Raw genomic sequence first — 19768 nt, 5'->3', positions numbered from 1 at the left:
AGTTGTAACTTTCGGATGATTATTTAAAAATTGAGCGACTAATTTAGCATTTGAACAATGTCTTTCCATTCTAATTTCTAAAGTTTTCATTCCTCTTATTATATAAAAAGCATCAGTTGGACTTAATACAGCTCCAGTCATATCTTTAACTCCAACAAGTCTAATTTGAGTCACTAAATTTTTTGAACCTACTACAAATCCTGCGATAACATCTCCATGACCATTTAAATATTTTGTAGCAGAGTGAACAACAATATCAGCTCCTAAAGTAAGAGGTTGTTGACAATAAGGCGTTGCAAAAGTATTATCAACAACTACCAATGTATTTTTATTTGTATGAGCTATTTGAGCTACTTTTTTAATATCTATAATCTTTAAATTAGGATTAGCTGGTGTTTCTAAATAAATAACTCTTGTGTTAGGTTTCATAGCTTTTTTTACTGCTTCAAGATCAGAAGTATCAATAAATTCAACTTCAATTCCAAATCTTGTAAGTCCATGGCTCATAAGAGCAAAAGTACATCCATAAAGAGTTTTATCAGATATAACATGATCTCCAGCTTTTAAAACAGTCCACATAGTTGAAGCGATTGCTCCCATACCAGATGCTGTTGCTAGTGCTGCTTCTCCCTCTTCTAAAATTGCTAACTTTTCTTCAGCAACAGCTAGAGTTGGATTTGAAAGTCTTGAATAAATATAGCCATCTTCTTCTAATGCAAATCTTCTTCCGCCTTGTTCAGCTGAATCAAATATAAAAGTTGATGTTTGATAAATGGGAGTTGCTAAAGTTCCAAATGGATTTTTTTTGCTTCCACCATGAATAGAATTAGTTCCAAATCCTTTTTTAGTATTATCATTCATATTCTTACCTCGTTAAAATTTAGTTTTATGACTTACAATAATATTATATATAACATTATTGTAAGAAAGTCAAATTTTTAATAAAAAAATGTGCTTAAATTACTATTAAAAGAATATTTTAAATACTTATTGTACTAATTTGTTTATATAAAGTTCAATTTTTTTTATAATAAGACCTATAAAAAATAGAATAATGGAAAAAAGCTGAGGTTTTCAGCAACAAAAAAGAGGTAAAGAAAATCTTTACCTCTAGACGTATTTATTTATAATTAGTCTTTTTTCGATACATAAAAATATGCTGCTCCTAATCCCGCTCCACCAACTATATTTCCAAGAGTTACTGGAATTAAATTAGTAATCATTCCACTTAAAAAACTAGGATCTTTAAACATAAGTGCAGAGAAGATTGTCATATTTGCCACACTGTGCTCTAATCCGATTGTTATAAAAGCAAATAAACACCACCAAATCATAATTAATTTTCCAGATTCAGAAGTCATCTTTATTGAAGCCCAAACAGCTAAACATACTAAAATATTACAAAGAACTCCCCTGAAAAATAGATCCCAGAACGGTGCTGTAGCTTTTAATGTAGCAATAGTTCCCATAAACTTTCCAACACTTTGGGCTCCAGGTACAAAATGAACTGTTAAGTTAGTTAAAGAAAATAAATATCCACACAAAACAGAGCCAAATAAATTACCAAAGAAACATACAAACCAAACCTTAAATGTATCAGCCCATGTTGTTGCTTTCGCTAATGTTGATATAGTCATAACAAAGTTATTTCCAGTAAAAAGTTCACTTCCACACATAATAACTAAACTAAGTGCAACTCCAAAATAAGCTCCCATAAGTGTTCGAGCACCTAATGGTCCAATAACTGGTGCCGCCAATCCACCAATAGAGAAAATTAGTAATATTCCTAATCCCACAAAGAATCCTGCAAAAGTTGAAAGTACAAAATACTTACCAAAACTTTTCTTTAAAAAGTTACTTTTAGCAGCTCCTGCATTTGCAACTTTTTCAATTGTTTCCCAAAACATAAAACCCTCCTAAATTAAATAGTATACTAGCATTCTACACGAAACCGAAATAAAAAGATTTTTTTTCGATTAAAAGAAAACCTTACAGTTTCTTAAATCAATATTCCATAACAATTTAATATTTCTTTTAACTAATTCGCATCCATGAATAGTATCACATATTGTTTCTAAATTATAATGTCTAACAACATATGACTCTACACAAACATCTAAAGTAGTTTTACTATCTCTTAAGTTACAAGGATAAACAATTACAATCTCTTCTTTTAATTTTCCAATCTTTTTTAAAATATCTAAAGTAATATCTGCAAGATTTTCGAATCTATGAAGAACATTATTCTCTCTATCTAAAATAAGTCCCTCTCCAATATGAGAAAGATTGTCTTTTACAATATTTCTATAAGAGTTAGTTAGTTTTTCATAAGCTATAATCATGGTATCAGCTCCTATCATTTTAATTATTCTATTAATTACCCTATATTTACGAATAAGTCAAATGTTTTCCTTTAATTAAAACTATTAGTTTAATTAATAGTTCCAGAAGAATAGTCATGAATAGGAATAGGATACATCTTAAAATTTTCTATTTTGTTGTTTATACCACCGTTTAAATTTCTATAATAAAGCATAACTTCACTATTTCTGTTTACAATAATCTCTTGTATCTCAGAATAGATAGCTTGTCTTTCGACTTTATCTAAAGTGCTTCGAGCATCTTCTAAAAGTTTATCAACTTTTTCATCACTAAAGAAAGTTCTATTTCCAGCTCCACCAAAAGTACTTGAATGATGTGTTGGATAAAGCGCATAATCAGAATCACCAGTAACACTTCCCCATGAACCAATGAACATATTGAATTCACCATTATTAGTTTTAAGCCAGTAAACGCTCGGTTCTAATATAGATATAGAGATATTCAACCCAACATCTGTTAAAAATCCAGCTATAATTTCAGCTGTTTGTAAATCAGTATTGTTATTCATAACAGCTAAAGTAAGATTACTACCTTTTATGTTTTTCAAGAGTTCAATTGCCTTTTTCTTATCATATTTTAAATTTCTAGTATTTTTATTATGTCCAAAAACACCTTCTGGGACTGGAGAATTTGCAATAACTCCATCGCCATTTAAAACAGCATCTAAAAGTGCTTCTTTATCAATAGCAAGATTTATCCCTCTCCTAATATCTTTGTTTTGAAATATTTCAGACTTCATATTTAATCCCATATATGTGTATGAGTAAGATGGTTTAGATAAAAATTTTAGATTTTTATGATTATCTATAATTGTCTTATCTTGAGGTGAAAGTGAAAAAGCTAAATCAGCTTCACCTGTTTCTAAAGCTATAGTTCTATTACTAGCTAAAGGAATTGTCTTTATATTTATCTTTTCATAAGATGGTTTTAAATCAAAGTAGTTTTCAAATCGTTCTAAAACTATTTTTTCTCCAAGAATCCATTTTTTCAAAATATATTTACCAGAACCCATAGGGTTTTGAACTAAAGCTGCTGGATTTTTTTCTAAATAATTTTTACTTACAATACTTAACGCAGGATGTGTCAGTTGGTCTAATATCGCTGAAAAAGGTTTCTCTAAAATCATTGTAAAGTTATAATCATCTTTTATAACTATCTCTTTGATTGGTGGTAATATTCCAGCTATTCTCTGTGATTTTTTCATTCTTTGAAATGAAAATTGTACATCTTCAGATCTAAGTTTTGTGTTATCTTGAAAATAAATATTATCTTTTAAAACAAAATTGATAGTCTTATTATCTATAAAATCGAATGATTTTACCAAACCAGGAACAGTTTCCATATTAGCATTTTTCTCTAGTAATCTAGAGTATAACAATCGATTTATTCTTAAAGAGAATCCATCATTCGCAAAATGAGGATCAAGACTTTTTGGGTCTCCTTCTTGAACAACATTCATAACTGCTGAAAACAAATTAGCACTAAAGATAAAGATAAATAATAACAGCATTGAAATTCTCTTCATCATTTAAACAACTCCTATAAAATAATTTTCTGGATTGATAAAATCTCTTTTTCTAAAAAATCTTGAGCGATTTTTTTAAATCCTTCTGTATCTCCACTTGTATAAAACTTTAAAAATGGTTTTTGAGAAGAAACACCAACTCCAATTTCATTTTTCAAAAATTTTGCTGTTTCTATAGCAGGGTCTACAATTGTACCTTTAAAATATTTTTGAATATTTTTTTTAATAAAAGGATAGTGAGTACATCCTAAAATAAGAGTATCGATAGTCGTTGGAAGTAAATCTAAATACTCTTTTACAATATTATCGTTTTCAATACTATCTATCCATCCTTTTTCAATTTTCCTAGCTAAAAGCGAACATCCAACACCATATATTACCGCTGATGAATCTAACTTCATTCCAGTTTTTCTATAGACATCCATTTTTATTGTTGCAGGAGTTGCAAGTACACCAATTTTTTTATTTTCGCTCATTTTCAATCCATCTTTTATACCATTTTCTACTACACCTATAATAGGAATGCTATATTTTTCTTTCATTAAATGAAGACTCGCCGCTGTAGCTGTATTGCAAGCGATAACAAGAACATCTACTTTTTCTTTATAGACTAAGAAGTCTGAAACTTTTAAGCATAAAGAACGAATCTCTTCAATTTCTCTATCGCCATAAGGAGCGTTTAAGTTATCGCCAAAATAGACAATATTATGAAAAGGTAAAACCTTTAATATCTCTTTTAAGACTGAAACCCCACCAACTCCAGAATCAAATATCCCAATTTTTCTCATTAAAACCTCACTTTCATATTTAATTAATTCTATTATATTAATTTTATTATACTCCCTGTTTCTCCAGGAATAGCAGGAGAAACTTCTAATCTTCTAGGTATTCTTATTTTTAAATCCTCGACATGACTTATAATACCAATTTTCATTTTTTCTTTCCATCTTATCTCTTCTAAAATTTCTATAACTCTATCTAAAAGAGTGCTGTCTAGCGTTCCAAATCCTTCATCTAAAAAGAAAAATTCTAGCTGTATATTGCCTTTTAGTTGTAACTGACTTGATAATGCGAGCGCTAAAACAAGTGAAACTATAAATGTTTCTCCACCAGAAAGAGTAGCAGAATCACGAATATGGTTGTTGTTAAATACATCAACTATATTGAAATCACAGTCTTTATTAACTTGTAATAAATATCTACCTCTTGTTATTTTTTTTAATCTTTTTGAAGCTTCGTACGCTATATAATCAAGTCTTTTTCGAGCTAAAAAACTAACAAACTTTCTACCTTTAAATTTCTTTTGTAAAAGTAATAAGTCATCTTCTTTTAGCACTAAAGAATCAATTTGAACTAATAAGTCTTGAGCTTCATATGCTAATTTTTGAATCCGCTCTAAGTAACTTGAAGTCTCTGTAATCTCTTTTACTAAAATTTCATTTTTCATCTTTAAGTTTTGAAGTTCAAAATTTAAAGATGACCATTTTTTTTCTTCAAATACTTTTCCATCTAAAGAGATTAAAATTTCATTTTTAAAATGAGTGTATTTTATAAAATCGTTTTCATAATTTTCTATTGCAATTTTCATATTTTGAAGTAATTTAAATTCTAAGATGCTATTCAAAATATCTAGGTTTGATAAAAACCCTGTTTTAACTGAGTTTGTTTTTAAAGATTTAGTTTTAGTATCAAAATCGTTTTTTGAATTTTTCATATTCTCATATTTACGAGCTAGGTTCAAAGTAATTTCTCCAACTTTAGTAGAAAATTCTAAAATTTTATCTTTAACACTTCTTAATTCAATTTCAAAAGAGTTCAAACTTAGCATTGTTTTTCTGTATTCTTTATCTAAAGTATCTAAATGTATTTTTCTTTTAACTACACAATCCAGAGATGTATTTTCTAAATTTAATAGTGATATTTTTTCGCTCTCTATTTCTATTTCTTTTTTATAAGTTTCAATTTTATCCATATTAAGCTCTACTAGTTTTTCTTTTTGTAATATATTGCTATTAATATTCGATATTGTAGATTCTAAGGTTACGATCTTAGTGTTGATCTCACCAACTTTTAAATTAAAGTTTTTCTCTGCATCTTTCAAAAAAATAAGATTTTTTTCTTTTAAAGCTAGATTTTTTTCTAAAACTTCAACGCTTTCTAAATCTTTAAACTCTAAGAGTTTTTCATTTGAATGTTTTGTTTTAATACTTAACTCCAATAAATTTTTTCTAATATTTTCTTCGGATTTTAAGAGGTTGTCTAATAATTTAAAATCAACGTCTTCACTATTTTGAGCTCGTTTTGGATGCTCTTTAGAGCCGCAGACAGGGCAATTTTCTCCGTGGATTAAAGTTTTAGAAAGTTCAAAAGCTTTATTTCCTAAATTTTTAACTTCAAGCTTAGCAGATTCTTGAAGGATATCATCTAAATTTTTTAATAAAGTTACAGTCTCTAGTTTATAGCTTTCTAAACTTTTTTCATAAGATATTTTTTGAGAAAATTTGTTTTGAAGAACTGATATGCTGCTTTTTAAAATACTTATTTCATTTTCTAAATTACTTGTAGTTATACAATCTATTTCACCAAGATCTTCTAATTCATTTTTAAAAACTGAAAGATCGTTTATATTCATTTGAAGGTTGTCTTTTAAAAGCTTACAATCATAATTCTCTACTTCAAAATTATTTATAGCTTCGTTTAAGAGATTCTTTTTTAATTCTAAAGTATTAAGATATCCTTCACATTTACGAAGATTTTCTAATTCGTTATAGTCTATAATTAAAGATTTTAATACCGAATGAAGAGAATCTAAATTTTCTTGTTTTTGAATCTCTTCATTTTTAAAACTATTTAAGCTAGAGTTATATTCTGCTAAAATAGTTTCAGAAGCTAATATTTCATTTTGAATAACCTCAATACTATTTTCTAAAATCTTTATTTCATCAATGATAATTTTAAAAGAATTAGCTAGTTCGTGTTTCTTAATTTTTTCAGAATAAACGTCAATTTCATTTTTTGTTTTTTCTAACCTAAACAGCTCTGAGTTATAAAAATCTAATTTTTCAGAAAAAGATTTTATACTGTTCATCTCTGAAAAATCACTTTCAACTTTCATCTTTTCTATAACTAAAGAGTCGTGTTCAGTTGTTTTTGACTTTAATTCACCTTCTAGAGTTCTCATAAGTTCTGGTGAAAAGTCACCTTTTCCTTTTATTTGATTTTCTAAAGAAGCTATCTTTTCTTTTAAAACTGATAATTTTGAACTTATCTTATCTGACATCTTAGTACCATATTTATCTAAATCAAATATGTTTTCCAACATAGTCATTTTTTCAGCACCTTTTAACTTTAAAAATTCACTAAATTTACCTTGAGGTAGTACAACTGATCTTGTAAAATCATTGATTCCAATCCCAAAATACTCTTTTACTTTAGCTTCTACATTTTTAACAGTATCAGCGATTACATCTTTATTTTTAATCATAATTGGATTAGATTGTTCAAACTTTTCTTCTCCTTTTCGATTATACTTTTTCTTGTAAACTCTAGTTATCTCAAATATATCCTCGCCTAGAGAAAACTTAAAATATACCTCTAAAACATTGCTATCTCCATTTAAAGACGAACGTATATTTTTACCGCTATTTCCCATAGTTCTCGGTATTTGGTCAAAGATAGAGAATATCATAGCATCTAAAATTGTTGATTTACCACTTCCAGTTTCTCCAAAAATTCCAAAAAGTCCCATAGAAGTAAGTTCATCAAAATTGATGATTTGTTTTTTTGAGAAACTTTGCAATCCAGTTATCTCTAGCTTAATTGGTCTCATTATTCTCCCCCTCCTCTAAAAGATCTAGAAATAGTTTCGTAATATTATCATTTGGAGTTAATCCATCACTTTCTTCTTTAAAAAATTGTATAAAAGCTGATTCTAAGTTTAGTTCGTTATAAACCGTAACTTCATTTTCTTTCTCGTTTATATTAAAAATTGGAATTATTTCTAAAATGTTTTTATTTTTTTTTATTTTTCTGATTTCTGAATTTTGAAGAGGTGATTCTAATTTTATATATAAATAAATCCACTCATCTATAGATGATAGCTCTTTAGACATCTCTATAGCTTCATTAGGAGAGTTCGCAGTGTATTCTCGTATTGGTTTATAGTTCTTAATACTAATCTCTTTAACAACGGTTTCAGAGATATTTAAACTCGCTACAAAAACTTTTTTTTCAAATTTATTTTCAGTTACCCTATATTCAATAGGTGAACCACAATAACGTGCATTTTTGCTTTTAAAATGCATAGGTTTATGTACATGACCTAGAGCTATATAATCTGCATCTGGAAGATCATCTACTGAAATAGCTTTTGAACCTCCAAGTTCCAGAGCGACTTCTCCCTCTCCCATAGCGCCAGCTACATATATATGCGTCATTAATAAAGATGGAATCTCTTCGTCATTTAGATTCATTCCATCTTCCAAAATCTCTTTAATTCGAACATTAAACTTTATATTTTCAAAAGTTTCGTTTAAAGTAACTTCACTTGGAAATGGAAGATTATATAGATATATTTTTTTAGAATCTTTTTCTATAAATATTCCACCTTCAACAGATTTATATATATTTAAAGAGCCATATTTTCCTATATTTATCTTTTCAAAAGCTTTTGAATATATAATAACACCGTAATCTTTAGCTAAATGAGCAACCGCATTTAAACGTGCAGGGTTATCATGATTTCCAGGAATTATGACAATTCCAACTTTTCCATTTGAAGAAAGTTGTTTTATACTATCAAAAAATAGTTTTTCTGCTGATGCTGAAGGATTATATGTGTCATATACATCACCAGCTAATAGTATCAAATCTATATCTTCTTTAATTACTATTCTTTCTAAATCGTCAATAAATAATTTTTGTTCTAATATTCTTGATTGGCCTTCTAATTTTTTTCCCAAGTGCCAATCAGAAGTGTGAAGTATTTTCAAAATTATCCCCCTCCTCAAACGTCTATTTACCTTTATAGTTTACCATTTAATGCGGTTAAATTCAAACTTCAAAAAAAGAAAAAAAGAGTTGAAATCTCTCTCAACTCTTTTTACTCGTTAAAAATTATTTTCCTGTTAATCTTTTTAAAGCGTTTGCAACAAACTCAACCTGAGTTCCTACAATAACTTGTGCTGAAGTTTTTCCAGGTTTTAAAACTCCTGCAATTCCTAATTTTTTGATTTCAGAATCTTGAACTAAAGAGTTATCTTTAACTTCTAGTCTTAATCTAGTTATACAATTATCAACTATAACAATGTTATCTTTTCCACCTAAAAGAGGTAGTAGTCTTTCTGCCATTTCATCATTAGAAGTAGGTTTTGATATTTTAATACCATCCTCAGGCTCTTCATCCTCTCTTCCAGGAGTTTTTAAGTTAAATTTAGTTATAACAAATACAAATACTAAATAGTAAACTACAAAGAATCCAGCACCTTGAATTAATAACATATACCACTTAACAGCTAATGGATTTCTAGAAGATAACAACATATCTATTAGACCTGCTGAGAATCCGAATCCAGCTATCCAATGTAGAGAAGCTGCAAGGAATAAAGATATACCAGTTAAGATACAGTGAACTAAATATAGTCCTGGTGCTAAGAACATAAATGAAAACTCTAAAGGTTCAGTTACTCCTGTTAAGAAACTTGCAAAACCAGCAGCAATCATAATTGATTTAACTTTATCTTTATTTTCAGGTTTAGCTGTTTTAATAAAGGCAAAACAAGCTCCTAAAAGTCCAAACATCATTATTGGGAAGAATCCAGCTTGATACATTCCTGTAACACCTTTAATTGCAGTTCCATTAGCAAGAGACTGTGCTCCACCTAAGAAGTTAGGTATATCGTTTATACCTGCAACGTCAAACCAGAATACAGAGTTTAAAGCGTGGTGTAATCCAATAGGGATAAGTAATCTGTTTAAGAATCCATAAATTCCAGCTCCAACAGCTCCCATTTGACTGATTACTCCTCCGAAACTTACAAGACCATCATAGATTGCTGGCCAGATGTACATTAGAATAAATGATACTAGTATCATTACAAACGAAGTTATAATTGGAACCAATCTTTTTCCACTAAAGAAAGAAAGAGCTTTTGGTAGTTCAACTTCACTAAACTTATTGTACAGTGCTGATGAAATAACTCCAACTAAGATACCAATAAATTGGTTGTCTATTTTACTGAATCCAGCTGGAACATTTTCAATTTTCATGATTTGTCCTACTGCAGATGGAGATAAAAGAGTTGTAATTACCAAGTAACCAACTAAACCAGTTAAAGCAGCAGATCCGTTTTTGTCCTTAGACATTCCGAATGCAACTCCCACAGCGAATAGTAATGGCATCTTATCTATTATAGCTGCTCCTGATTTTATTAAGAAAGCAGCTAGAGCACTGTTCCCACCCCAACCAGTCGGATCAATAAAATATCCTAAACCTAATAAAATTGCTGCTGCAGGTAATACTGCAACTGGAACCATCAATGCTTTACCTATTTTTTGTAAATAACCAAACATAAAGACCTCCTAAAATTTTTAAATGATTTTTTAATTCTATTTAATTTTATACTAAAAGAATTATTATGTCAAGTATAATTCATATTTTTATAGAACAAAGTTATTATATTTTACACATAATTAACTAAGTTTAACTCAGTTGAATTTAAAGTCGAAAAATTTAAATTCAATTAATAAAAAAAATTGAAAAAAAAACTAAAGTGTGATATAATAAATAAAAGAATTAAATGGGCGATGGAGTTCGCCATTAAATGCGTAAAGCTAATGACTCCTACTCTTTATGGGTAGGAGTCTTTTTTTTTGTTAATTAAAAGGAGGATTTTATGATTTACTTTATTACATTGTTATTTTTTATTGGATTAGCCGTATATTCTAATCTTTTAGGTAAAATTGTTGAAAAATTTAGAATACCATCACTAATAGGAATGATGTTAGCTGGCTTACTTATTGGTCCATATTGTTTTGACAAAACTCCCGATTCTGTATTGAAACTTGCACCAATTCTAAAAGATATTGCATTGGTACAGGTTTTATTTATCGGCGGACTCGGAATTGGAGCAGATCAAATAAAAAAAATAGGACGCCCAGCAATATTTTTAAGTATTATTCCTGCAACTTTAGAGGGATTTACAATAGCTTATCTTTCAACTTTATTTTTAGGATTTACTTTTGTACAAGGTGCAATTTTAGGATTTATAATAGCAGCTGTTAGCCCTGCTGTTTTAATACCCGCTATGGTTAATCTTATAGAAAAAAATATAGGTCAAAAAAAATCTATTCCTCAAATGCTTTTAGTTGGAGCATCAGCTGATGACACTATAGCAATAACACTTTTTACTACATTTTTAGCAATATATTTTCAAAAATTGAATGGAACAGCTTTTAGTATAAAAAGTCAACTTTTAATAATTCCTGTTTCAATAGTAGCTAGTTTATTCTTTGGTTGGGTTGTTGCTTTTGTAGGAAAATCAACATATTTAAAAATAAAAAACTCGAAAATAAAATTGATAATAACATTTATAATTTGTTTATCGTTAAGATTTATAGAGAAAAAATATCACTATGAAGTATTTAATTCTTTACTATCAATTATGTCTTTTGGATTCTTTATTCGTTTTTATTTAGGAGAGGGATATAAAGAGATTCACGGTGGTATGAATTCGATTTGGAAATATGGAAAGATATATTTATTTACCTTTGTAGGAATGGCAATTAATCCAATCTTAGTTGGTGGATATTTCTTTGTTGGATTTGTGATGTTATTATTTTCACTTTCTGTAAGATCAGTTGGAGTTTTAATTTCGTTAATAGGAACCAATTTAACATATAAAGAAAGATTGTTCTGTGTAATAGCATATTTACCAAAAGCAACTGTACAATCGGCAAAAGCAGGAATTCCCTTACAAATGGGTGTTATTGGCGGAGAAGTAATGCAAGCAATTGCAATTTTAAGTGTTTTAATTACAGCGCCATTAGGTGCAATCGGAGTAGATTTAAGTTATAAAAAATTATTAGAAAAAAACTGAAGACCGTAAATCTTCAGTTTTTTTATCTATCTAATTTTATAAGAATATAAAATACCCAATAAGTGGCAGTGTTAAAACCAATATAGGTATATTTAACTCTCTATATCTTCCTGTTAATAGTTTAATGACAACATGAGATATAATTCCCATACTCATACCAGAAGCCATATTATCTGTGAAAACAGTAAACATAATAGTTATTGCTGCTGGAACAAATTCAGTCATATCATCCATATCAATAAACTTCATGCTAGTCATCATTAAAATCCCTATAAAGATTAAAGCTGGTGCTGTAGCTGCTGATGGAATTATATAAACTATAGGTGTTAAAAATATAGTAAATATAAAACATATTCCAGTTGAAATAGCAGTTAAACCTGTTCTTCCTCCAACCTCTACTCCTGCAGCAGATTCTAAGAATGTAGTTATAGTTGTTGAACCGAATAGCGCTCCAACTATTGTAGCTATTGAATCTACTAAAAATGGTTTGTCTACTTCTGGTAGATTTCCATTTTCATCTAGCAGTCCTGCTTGAGCTGAAACTCCTAAAAGAGTTCCTAGCGTACAGAAAAAATCACCTACGAAAAATGTGAATATTAAAGGTAAAAATGCAAATTTCAAAGCTCCCATTATATCTAATTTAAAAGCAATACTTGAAATTGATGGTGGCATTGAAAAGAAACTTTCTGGGATTTGAGTTATTCCCATTGGAATACCAATTAAAGTTGTAATAACTATTCCAATTAAAACTCCACCTCTTACTTTGTTTAAAACAAGAGCAATTGTAATAAAAAGACCGATTAAAGAAAGTATGGTATTTGGATTACTTATATCTCCCATAGAGATTGTTCCATTTTCAATTGTCATTATCTGACCATTTTTAAATCCTACCATAGCTATAAAAAATCCAACAGCTACTCCAATTGCAAATTTTAAATTTTTAGGGATAGCTTCAACTATAAGTCCTCTTAAACCTAAAACTGTTAGTAGTAAAAATACTATTCCAGACAAGAAAACCATTCCCATAGCAACTTGCCAACTAACTAAACCACCTGCAACTAATGTATAAGCAAAAAATGCATTTCCTCCCATAGCTGGAGCCATAGCAAAAGGTCTATTTGTATATAGTCCCATTACAATTGAAAAGGTTGCAGATAATAGTGCTGTTACAATAGTTACTGCTTTTACATCCATTCCTGCTGCTCCCATAAACATTGGCTGAACAATTAGTATGTATGCCATAGTCATAAAAGTTGTAATTCCAGCGGTAATTTCTGTTGATACTGTAGTGTTATATTCGCCAAGTTTAAAATAAGAATCAATAGCACTTAGCACACTATTATTCTTTTTAATGTTTTTCATTCTTCCTCCTAATAATAAGCCTTTTACGGCGGCTTGTAGAAACTCCTACCCTTATTGTAGGATTATATCAGTTACTAAAAATACAGAATATTGTACTATATTTCACAATCGAAGTCAACATTTATTTATTTTCGTTATATATTAAAAATAAAAAGCAAAACTAAGCTTATGTTTTTATAATACGTTAAAATAATAAATTATAGGTGTCTAAAGATAATTATTATCAGAGTATTTTTCATCTTATAAAACTAAATATAATGAAAGTTATATGCATCTTTTTAACTTTAGAGTAATTATTAGTTAACTAATAATAGTGGCGTTTTGTATTAATTTTATAGATGTTGTATCTTTATGAAAAATATGAGATAATACTCTATAAGTTATTTATTTTAAGGAGGTTTAGTATGTATAATGTAACAAGAAATATGCTGGTTGATGTTTTAGAGGGGTATTTAAAATTAGCTAAGGAATTAAAAGGTGAGTTGGTAATTTTAAACAAAGTTGATGATGAAGCTGATGAGTTCGTAATAACTAACATAAAGGATTTTGGATCTATCGCAACTAAGAAGAACGATATGTTAGAAGTTACTATATATGTTGATGAAGATGATGAGGTTTATGAAGAGTTTATAATTGGAGATGGAACTGATTTTGATAAAGTTCAAGAAAATATTTTCTCTAAATATCCTAAACACTTCACAGTAGTAAAATTCGAAAAAAAGACCGATTCAAAAAAACTAGGAAAAGATAGCTGGTTAGGTACAAACAAAGATGCAGGAACAGGTCATTTCCAAAAATTCATGAAAAAAAAGAAATCTTTCTAAATTAGAAAAAAACTCTGAGACTGGTCAGCTAATCTCAGAGTTTTTTATTATAAAAATAAAAATTATTTTTAACAGGTTGTAATTTATCTTTTTTTAACATTTTTTTTGTTTTTAGAATTAATAATAAGGGTAATCAAAGATATCGCGATTAAACATGTTACAGGTAATAAAATTAAAAATAAGAGTTTGTAGATATTTTTAGGTTTTACTTTCACTATTTCTAAAACTTTAATATCTATTTCTTTAATTTCATCAATTTTTTTCTCGGTTTTCAAATCTAAAATATCTGCTTTTATATTTTTTTCTATATTTTCTTGTATAGGACTATTGTCGTTTGTTTCAACACTTGAACTTAATTTGCTTGCTTGAACAGAAATCTCTCTTGATGGAACTTCAAAATATTCATAACTTTCAGTTTCTGTATTGAAATATGGTATCGATATTTTTGGCGTTTTATTAACCTCTGTTTTTTTAGGTATAAACGCTAGTTCATAAACTTTTTCATTGAAATATTTACCATCCACTATACTTTCTTTGTAGCTTTTAACACTTTGAAATATATTAAAGTCATCATTCTGTGGAAATGAAATACTATCTAATAAAGCTAAGTTTCCACTTCCATGTAGCGTTAAAGTCAAAGTTATAGCTTCTCCAACTCTAACATCTTTTCCTTTCCAATTTTCTAAAAAATTTAAACTACCAACAATATCTTTGAAATTTCTAGGAGAATCTAATGGTAATGCTTTTATTTCTATATCTGTATTTTCTCCACCTACATAAGATACAGTTTCACTAAAGAAATCTCTTGAAGGCTCTCCAACTTTAACTGTACTAGCAGAAATACTTTTATTTCCACTACTATTTGCCTGTAAAATACCTTTGAAAAGAGTCAGCTGAATAGCTTGTTTTCCATTGAACTGAACTGAATTTTGTATATAAGTATTGTTATTATAAGGTGTTATATCTTTACTTGAAAACTCTCTAAAATTAGGAGATTTAGCTAAAGAAAACGAATTTAATCTAACCCCACTTATAAAATACTCTTCATATGGTATTTTTTCACCAAAATAGTAGCTCTTTTTTAAAGTCGTTTCTTTTAATATAAATTTTTGATTTAAAGTCTCATTCATAGATTCAATAGACTTCACATTTAGATTGATACTCTTCGTATCTCCTGAATCTGTAACAACCTTTAAGGTAATCTCTCCCTCTTCTTTCGGTCTTATATTATAAATATCACTTTTACTCGAACTTTTACTTCCGTTTATAATTTTATAACTATTGTTTGATCCTTTAGATAAAACTTCAAATTTATCAATACCTTCTATACTGTATTTATCTTTGTCTGAATCCAAAAATACAACTTCTAAAGAAACAACATCGTTTTTAGTTGGTGTTAAATTTGATACATTTATGATTAATTCTGAAAAACTTAATTTACAAAGTAACAACATAATAAAAAATAAACTAGTTTTATTCATTTCCTTTTACCACCTATTCTCGCTATCTTTATTTTCACTATTATTTAACATTTTTTCATTGTTTTTAAAAGCTTTTTTTTCATTACTTTCAAGACGTTGCATTATACTTTTTAACTCATCTTCCTTTTGTTTCTCTTTATCACTTTCTCCAGCTTCAGAACTATTATTTGACTCTTTATTTTCGCTATTTTCATTTTTTTCACTTTCGTTTTGTTCGTTATTACCATTTTGATTTTCTTCGTTTTTTTTGTTTTTATCATCTGAATCTTTGTTGTTTTCTGAACTTTCTTTGCTTTCCTTTTGTTTTTCCTGCAACTTTTTGAAAGCTATTTCATAATTTTTTTTAATATTAATATCTTCATTTACATTCATAGCTTCAGAATATTCTTTTAAAGCATCTTCATGTTTATTCTCTTTTACTAATTTATTTCCAGCAATAAATTGATTATAACCAACATTTTCGACTTTTAAAAAACTCTTTTGAAACTGAAGAAAAGAGTAAACTAACAAAGAACATCCAAATATGATTAACGCTAACTTTTTAAACATATTCTTCCTCCAACTTTCTCTTCGGCAAGAAATATCCTATTAAAATAAATAACAACCCTAATGCTAACGGGTATTGGTAGTACTTTTCATAGACTTTTCTTTTTTCTTCTCTTTCTGAAGTTTTATCTAACTTACCAATATCATTTATCAATTTTTTATAGTTTCTATTGCTTAAATTATTTAAAGAATAGTAATTCCCACCACTTTCTCGAGCTAAATCTTTTAAAAACTTATCATTTAACTTTGAAACAACTATATTTCCATCGTTGTCTTTAACAAATCCTTTATCTATTCGTATAACACTTCCCTCTCCAGTTCCAACTCCAAATATAAAGGTTTTTATTTTATTCGTTTTAACAAACTGAGATACTTCAGGTTCTTTTTCTCCACCATCTGAAAATATAATAACATTTTTATCTTTTGCTGCTGTTTTTTCAAAAGATGTATTCGCCAATTTCAAAGCTTCTAATAGTTTCGTTCCCCCTCCAGATATAAGTTTACTATCTATAGCATCTATATAATTAATTGCCATAAAATAATCATCTGTTAAAGGCATTTGAACATATGCACTATCTGAAAACGGAATAATTCCTATTCTGTCACCTTTTAAATTAGTTAAAATATCTTTTAACTCTCTTTTACTTATTTCTAATCTATTTGGATAAGCATCCTCTGCTAACATAGATTTTGATATATCCATCAATATATATACATCACTGCCTTGAACTTTTATAGCTTCTTCTTCTTTCAATTTTTGTGGTGAAAGTAAAGCTATAAATACACTAAAAGTTCCAAGTATAATGAAAAAAGCCGATAGTGACGAGTGAAGGGTATCAGTTCTCCATTGAATGCTCTTTAATATAATTTGTCGCTTTCTAACCCCTAGAACTAATAACGTTGCTATTAATAAGGGGATAAGTATCAGTTTTAAGTTACTAGTATTTCCAAATTCCACTTTATTCCCTCCTAAGGTATTCTTATATATTTAAAGTATTGAAAGAATATTCCAACCACCAGTAATAAAAGTGCTAGCTTTAAGATTTCTTCAAAATATTCATGAACTTCATATATATTACGACTGTCTATCTCTGTTTTTTCTAATTCATCTATTTCACTAAATATATTTTGAAACTCTTTTGAATCACTTGCTCTAAAGTATTTTCCACCTGTATCTCCAGCTATTCTCTGAAGTAAGTTTTCATCAAGTTCATTGTTCTTTATATACCTAGTGCCAAATAATCCCGCTACTGGAATCTCTTTAGCTCCTATTCCTATTGTATAAACCTTAATACCTAAATCTTTCGCTACTTTTGCAGCACCAAGTGGACTCATCTCTCCAGAATTGTTTTCACCATCTGTCATTAAAATAACAATTTTTGATTTCGATTTTGATGTTTTTAATCTATTTAAAGAAACACCTAGTCCCATTCCTATTGCTGTTCTATTATTACTACTTATATCATCAGTTGTAATAATAGATATTGTATTTTTTAAGACGTTATGATCAAATGTAAGTGGAACTTTTGTATATGCTTCTCCTCCAAAGACAACTAAAGACAATCTATCATTCGGTCTTTTATCTACGAATTGAGCTAAAATCTCTTTTGATTTTTCGATTCTATTTGGATTAAAATCAGGTGTTTCCATAGATTTTGATAAATCCAATGATATTACTATATCAATACCATCTTTTTTTACAATTTTACTCTCACTTTGAGTTTGAGGTCTAGCTAAAGCTAATATTAACGCTACTGTTGATAAATATATAAAAACTTTACCTAAAAGGTGTTTTTTATTAATTTTTGAATATTTTTTTATAACTTGTATTCCAGGAACCTTAATCGCTTCAGTAGATTTTTTTCTAAAAAATAGATAAGTTATTATTGGAATTAAGAGCAATATATATGGCATTTTAAAATTAAACACTCGTAATCTTCTCCTTTCTGAGCTTTTCGACTATCTCTATTGCTTTTTTCTTATAGTGGGTATAATCTTCATTTTTAGATTTTGAAAACTTAAGATAATCAAGTGATTTTATAAATTCTATGTCTGTAGTATCTAAAGAATGAATTGCTTCGTAATCTCCACCACAGAAATTCTTTTTATATTTTCTATCTATATATTTTCTCAACTCTAAACTAATTAGTTCTTTCCAATTTTCTGAACTAATTTTAGAAATACCTTTTTTAAATAACAAATATGGATTTTTAGATCGATCTATTAAATGCATTATAACCGAAATACTTATAGCTATAATTCCAATCATAAATGATAATATAGCAGAATAAGGATAATCTTTCTCTACATATCTATTTTTTTCATCTGACAATTGAGGATAAATCTCTTTTTCATCATCTTTCAGAGTAGAAGCTATATTAAATTTCAAACTTTTATTTTTGAATATTACTATTTTTTCTCCAACTTCATAAGTCGTAAAAATCACGGCAAGCTTATCTTTTTTTTCTTTTTTTAACTCTATAATTTTATAATCTTTCAAACTTTCACGAATTTCATCTTCAGATATTGATCCACTTAACTCTAGAGCTATTTTTTCACCTATATAGTAATCTTTAGCAAGAGTTAAAGTTGATAATACGAATGTTAAAAATAATATCAATCTTATTTTTTTCATCTTCGACCTCTTTTAAAAAACCTAGATATCTCTTTTACATAGTCTTCTCCTATATATAAGTTAATACCATCTTTTAAATTATTTATACTAAAGCTACTAGATCCTCTATAGTTTTGAATAACTACTTGTTCTCCTGTTTCCGAGTCCTCTAATGTAAATATAGCTCCTTTTGGTAAAGATTCATACTTTCTATCAGCTATTCTAACTTGAATAACTTCATGTCTTTGTGAAAGAATTCTAAGATCTTTTTCATAGTTTTCATCTAGAAAATCTGAAATTAAAAATATAACAGAACGTCTTTTAAATACTTTTCCAAAATATCTAAGAGTTGATGCTATATCTGTTTTTATTCCTTTTGGAGAGAGAGTTAATAGATTCTCTATAATAGATAATGTATGTTTTTTTCCTTTTTTAAGTGGAATAACTGCTTCTATTAAATCTGAAAAAAACAATGCTCCAACTCGGTCACTATTTTTATTAGCACTAAAAGCCAAACTTCCTACAAGCTCTGTTATTAAATCTAGCTTATCTTTAAATCTATTTGAAGCTGAAACATCAACCAAGATAAAAACTGATAACTCTCTTTCTTCAACAAACTCTTTTACATAAGCTTTTCTCTGTTTAGCTGTTACTTTCCAATCTATTTTTTTCACATCATCACCAGGAGCGTATCTTCTAATCTCTGAAAACTCCATACCATTTCCTTTTAAACATGACTGATATTGTCCAGCAAAGATATTATCTGATAAAATAGTAGCTTTTATCTCTATTTCTTTTATTCTTTTTAAAAGTTCTTTTTTATTTAATATTTTATTTTCTAAAGCCATATTCTATCACTTCCTTATGGTAAAACAACTGTACTTAGTATATCGTCAATTATATTTTCAGCGGTTTTATCCTCAGCTTCAGCTTCATAA

At 28.3% G+C, this 19768-nt stretch carries 17 protein-coding genes and 2 riboswitches; of the genes, 2 read left to right on the top strand and 15 right to left on the bottom strand.

From position 1 onward, the window contains the following. From ACRCZX_RS07340 to nagE, 8 genes are all read right to left on the bottom strand, one after another. The coding region (locus tag ACRCZX_RS07340) for an aminotransferase class I/II-fold pyridoxal phosphate-dependent enzyme (RefSeq protein WP_438582277.1) at positions 1 to 861 on the bottom strand (861 nt) is incomplete at its 3' end. Between the two features lie 269 nt (positions 862 to 1130). Next, on the bottom strand, positions 1131 to 1907 hold the full coding sequence (locus tag ACRCZX_RS07335; protein WP_438582276.1) for a formate/nitrite transporter family protein: 777 nt from the start codon (positions 1905 to 1907) through the stop codon (positions 1131 to 1133). 69 nt (positions 1908 to 1976) lie between these two features. Beyond that, a complete protein-coding gene (locus tag ACRCZX_RS07330) occupies positions 1977 to 2342 on the bottom strand; it encodes a hypothetical protein (RefSeq protein WP_438582275.1) in 366 nt (121 codons plus the stop codon). 89 nt (positions 2343 to 2431) lie between these two features. Next, entirely contained in the window at positions 2432 to 3910 is a 1479-nt protein-coding gene (locus ACRCZX_RS07325) for an ABC transporter substrate-binding protein (RefSeq protein ID WP_438582274.1), read from the bottom strand. A gap of 11 nt (positions 3911 to 3921) precedes the next feature. After that, positions 3922 to 4695, bottom strand: a complete 774-nt coding sequence (gene murI / locus ACRCZX_RS07320; protein ID WP_438582273.1) for a glutamate racemase — start codon at positions 4693 to 4695, stop codon at positions 3922 to 3924. A 32-nt stretch (positions 4696 to 4727) separates the two neighbouring features. Next, the gene (locus ACRCZX_RS07315; protein ID WP_438582272.1) at positions 4728 to 7736 is read right to left on the bottom strand and encodes an AAA family ATPase; all 3009 of its coding nucleotides are present in this window, start codon (positions 7734 to 7736) and stop codon (positions 4728 to 4730) included. Beyond that, the gene (locus ACRCZX_RS07310) at positions 7723 to 8898 is read right to left on the bottom strand and encodes a metallophosphoesterase family protein (RefSeq protein ID WP_438582271.1); all 1176 of its coding nucleotides are present in this window, start codon (positions 8896 to 8898) and stop codon (positions 7723 to 7725) included. The genes ACRCZX_RS07315 and ACRCZX_RS07310 overlap by 14 nt, the downstream gene beginning before the upstream one ends. Positions 8899 to 9022: 124 nt before the next feature. Further along, positions 9023 to 10477 (bottom strand): N-acetylglucosamine-specific PTS transporter subunit IIBC, encoded by a 1455-nt coding sequence (gene nagE / locus ACRCZX_RS07305; protein ID WP_438582270.1) that lies wholly within the window; start codon positions 10475 to 10477, stop codon positions 9023 to 9025. A gap of 221 nt (positions 10478 to 10698) precedes the next feature. Beyond that, positions 10699 to 10758, top strand: a riboswitch (Fluoride riboswitch). 42 nt (positions 10759 to 10800) lie between these two features. Between nagE and ACRCZX_RS07300 the strand changes: the two genes are divergently transcribed. Beyond that, positions 10801 to 12003: a cation:proton antiporter domain-containing protein gene (locus tag ACRCZX_RS07300; RefSeq protein WP_438582269.1), complete on the top strand. Its 1203-nt coding sequence runs from the start codon at positions 10801 to 10803 to the stop codon at positions 12001 to 12003. Between the two features lie 36 nt (positions 12004 to 12039). Here ACRCZX_RS07300 and ACRCZX_RS07295 read toward each other — a convergent pair whose 3' ends face one another. Beyond that, complete coding sequence (locus ACRCZX_RS07295; protein WP_438582268.1) at positions 12040 to 13365, bottom strand: NCS2 family permease; 1326 nt, start codon at positions 13363 to 13365, stop codon at positions 12040 to 12042. Beyond that, positions 13358 to 13455, bottom strand: a riboswitch (purine riboswitch). Its footprint overlaps the gene before it by 8 nt. A gap of 314 nt (positions 13456 to 13769) precedes the next feature. On the opposite strand from ACRCZX_RS07295, the gene ACRCZX_RS07290 reads away from it, so the two are divergent. Continuing rightward, the gene (locus ACRCZX_RS07290; protein WP_438582267.1) at positions 13770 to 14189 is read left to right on the top strand and encodes a hypothetical protein; all 420 of its coding nucleotides are present in this window, start codon (positions 13770 to 13772) and stop codon (positions 14187 to 14189) included. An 83-nt stretch (positions 14190 to 14272) separates the two neighbouring features. Here ACRCZX_RS07290 and ACRCZX_RS07285 read toward each other — a convergent pair whose 3' ends face one another. From ACRCZX_RS07285 to ACRCZX_RS07260, 6 genes are read right to left on the bottom strand one after another with little or no spacing between them, the layout of a single operon-like run. Next, entirely contained in the window at positions 14273 to 15670 is a 1398-nt protein-coding gene (locus tag ACRCZX_RS07285) for a BatD family protein (RefSeq protein WP_438582266.1), read from the bottom strand. 6 nt (positions 15671 to 15676) lie between these two features. Then, on the bottom strand, positions 15677 to 16219 hold the full coding sequence (locus tag ACRCZX_RS07280) for a hypothetical protein (RefSeq protein WP_438582265.1): 543 nt from the start codon (positions 16217 to 16219) through the stop codon (positions 15677 to 15679). Next, on the bottom strand, positions 16212 to 17174 hold the full coding sequence (locus ACRCZX_RS07275; protein ID WP_438582264.1) for a vWA domain-containing protein: 963 nt from the start codon (positions 17172 to 17174) through the stop codon (positions 16212 to 16214). Before ACRCZX_RS07275 ends, ACRCZX_RS07280 begins: the two co-directional genes overlap by 8 nt. An 11-nt stretch (positions 17175 to 17185) precedes the next feature. After that, a complete protein-coding gene (locus ACRCZX_RS07270) occupies positions 17186 to 18145 on the bottom strand; it encodes a VWA domain-containing protein (protein WP_438582263.1) in 960 nt (319 codons plus the stop codon). Further along, complete coding sequence (locus tag ACRCZX_RS07265; RefSeq protein WP_438582262.1) at positions 18138 to 18851, bottom strand: hypothetical protein; 714 nt, start codon at positions 18849 to 18851, stop codon at positions 18138 to 18140. The genes ACRCZX_RS07270 and ACRCZX_RS07265 overlap by 8 nt, the downstream gene beginning before the upstream one ends. Further along, entirely contained in the window at positions 18848 to 19678 is an 831-nt protein-coding gene (locus ACRCZX_RS07260) for a DUF58 domain-containing protein (protein WP_438582261.1), read from the bottom strand. The genes ACRCZX_RS07265 and ACRCZX_RS07260 overlap by 4 nt, the downstream gene beginning before the upstream one ends. Between the last annotated feature and the right edge of the window lie 90 nt (positions 19679 to 19768).

The organism is Cetobacterium sp., assembly GCF_051658645.1.
Lineage (GTDB): Bacteria > Fusobacteriota > Fusobacteriia > Fusobacteriales > Fusobacteriaceae > Cetobacterium_A.
Note: the sequence above shows the minus strand (reverse complement) of the source record. Positions and strands in the feature narration are given on the sequence as shown.

Excerpts from the sequence above, each read along its gene's own strand:
- murI (WP_438582273.1), bottom strand. The coding sequence starts at position 4,695 with ATGAGAAAAATTGGGATATTTGATTCTGGAGTTGGTGGGGTTTCAGTC.
- ACRCZX_RS07325 (WP_438582274.1), bottom strand. The coding sequence starts at position 3,910 with ATGATGAAGAGAATTTCAATGCTGTTATTATTTATCTTTATCTTTAGT.
- ACRCZX_RS07330 (WP_438582275.1), bottom strand. The coding sequence starts at position 2,342 with ATGATTATAGCTTATGAAAAACTAACTAACTCTTATAGAAATATTGTA.
- ACRCZX_RS07295 (WP_438582268.1), bottom strand. The coding sequence starts at position 13,365 with ATGAAAAACATTAAAAAGAATAATAGTGTGCTAAGTGCTATTGATTCT.
- ACRCZX_RS07290 (WP_438582267.1), top strand. The coding sequence starts at position 13,770 with ATGTATAATGTAACAAGAAATATGCTGGTTGATGTTTTAGAGGGGTAT.
- ACRCZX_RS07265 (WP_438582262.1), bottom strand. The coding sequence starts at position 18,851 with ATGAAAAAAATAAGATTGATATTATTTTTAACATTCGTATTATCAACT.
- ACRCZX_RS07280 (WP_438582265.1), bottom strand. The coding sequence starts at position 16,219 with ATGTTTAAAAAGTTAGCGTTAATCATATTTGGATGTTCTTTGTTAGTT.
- ACRCZX_RS07260 (WP_438582261.1), bottom strand. The coding sequence starts at position 19,678 with ATGGCTTTAGAAAATAAAATATTAAATAAAAAAGAACTTTTAAAAAGA.
- nagE (WP_438582270.1), bottom strand. The coding sequence starts at position 10,477 with ATGTTTGGTTATTTACAAAAAATAGGTAAAGCATTGATGGTTCCAGTT.
- ACRCZX_RS07335 (WP_438582276.1), bottom strand. The coding sequence starts at position 1,907 with ATGTTTTGGGAAACAATTGAAAAAGTTGCAAATGCAGGAGCTGCTAAA.
- ACRCZX_RS07315 (WP_438582272.1), bottom strand. The coding sequence starts at position 7,736 with ATGAGACCAATTAAGCTAGAGATAACTGGATTGCAAAGTTTCTCAAAA.
- ACRCZX_RS07285 (WP_438582266.1), bottom strand. The coding sequence starts at position 15,670 with ATGAATAAAACTAGTTTATTTTTTATTATGTTGTTACTTTGTAAATTA.
- ACRCZX_RS07300 (WP_438582269.1), top strand. The coding sequence starts at position 10,801 with ATGATTTACTTTATTACATTGTTATTTTTTATTGGATTAGCCGTATAT.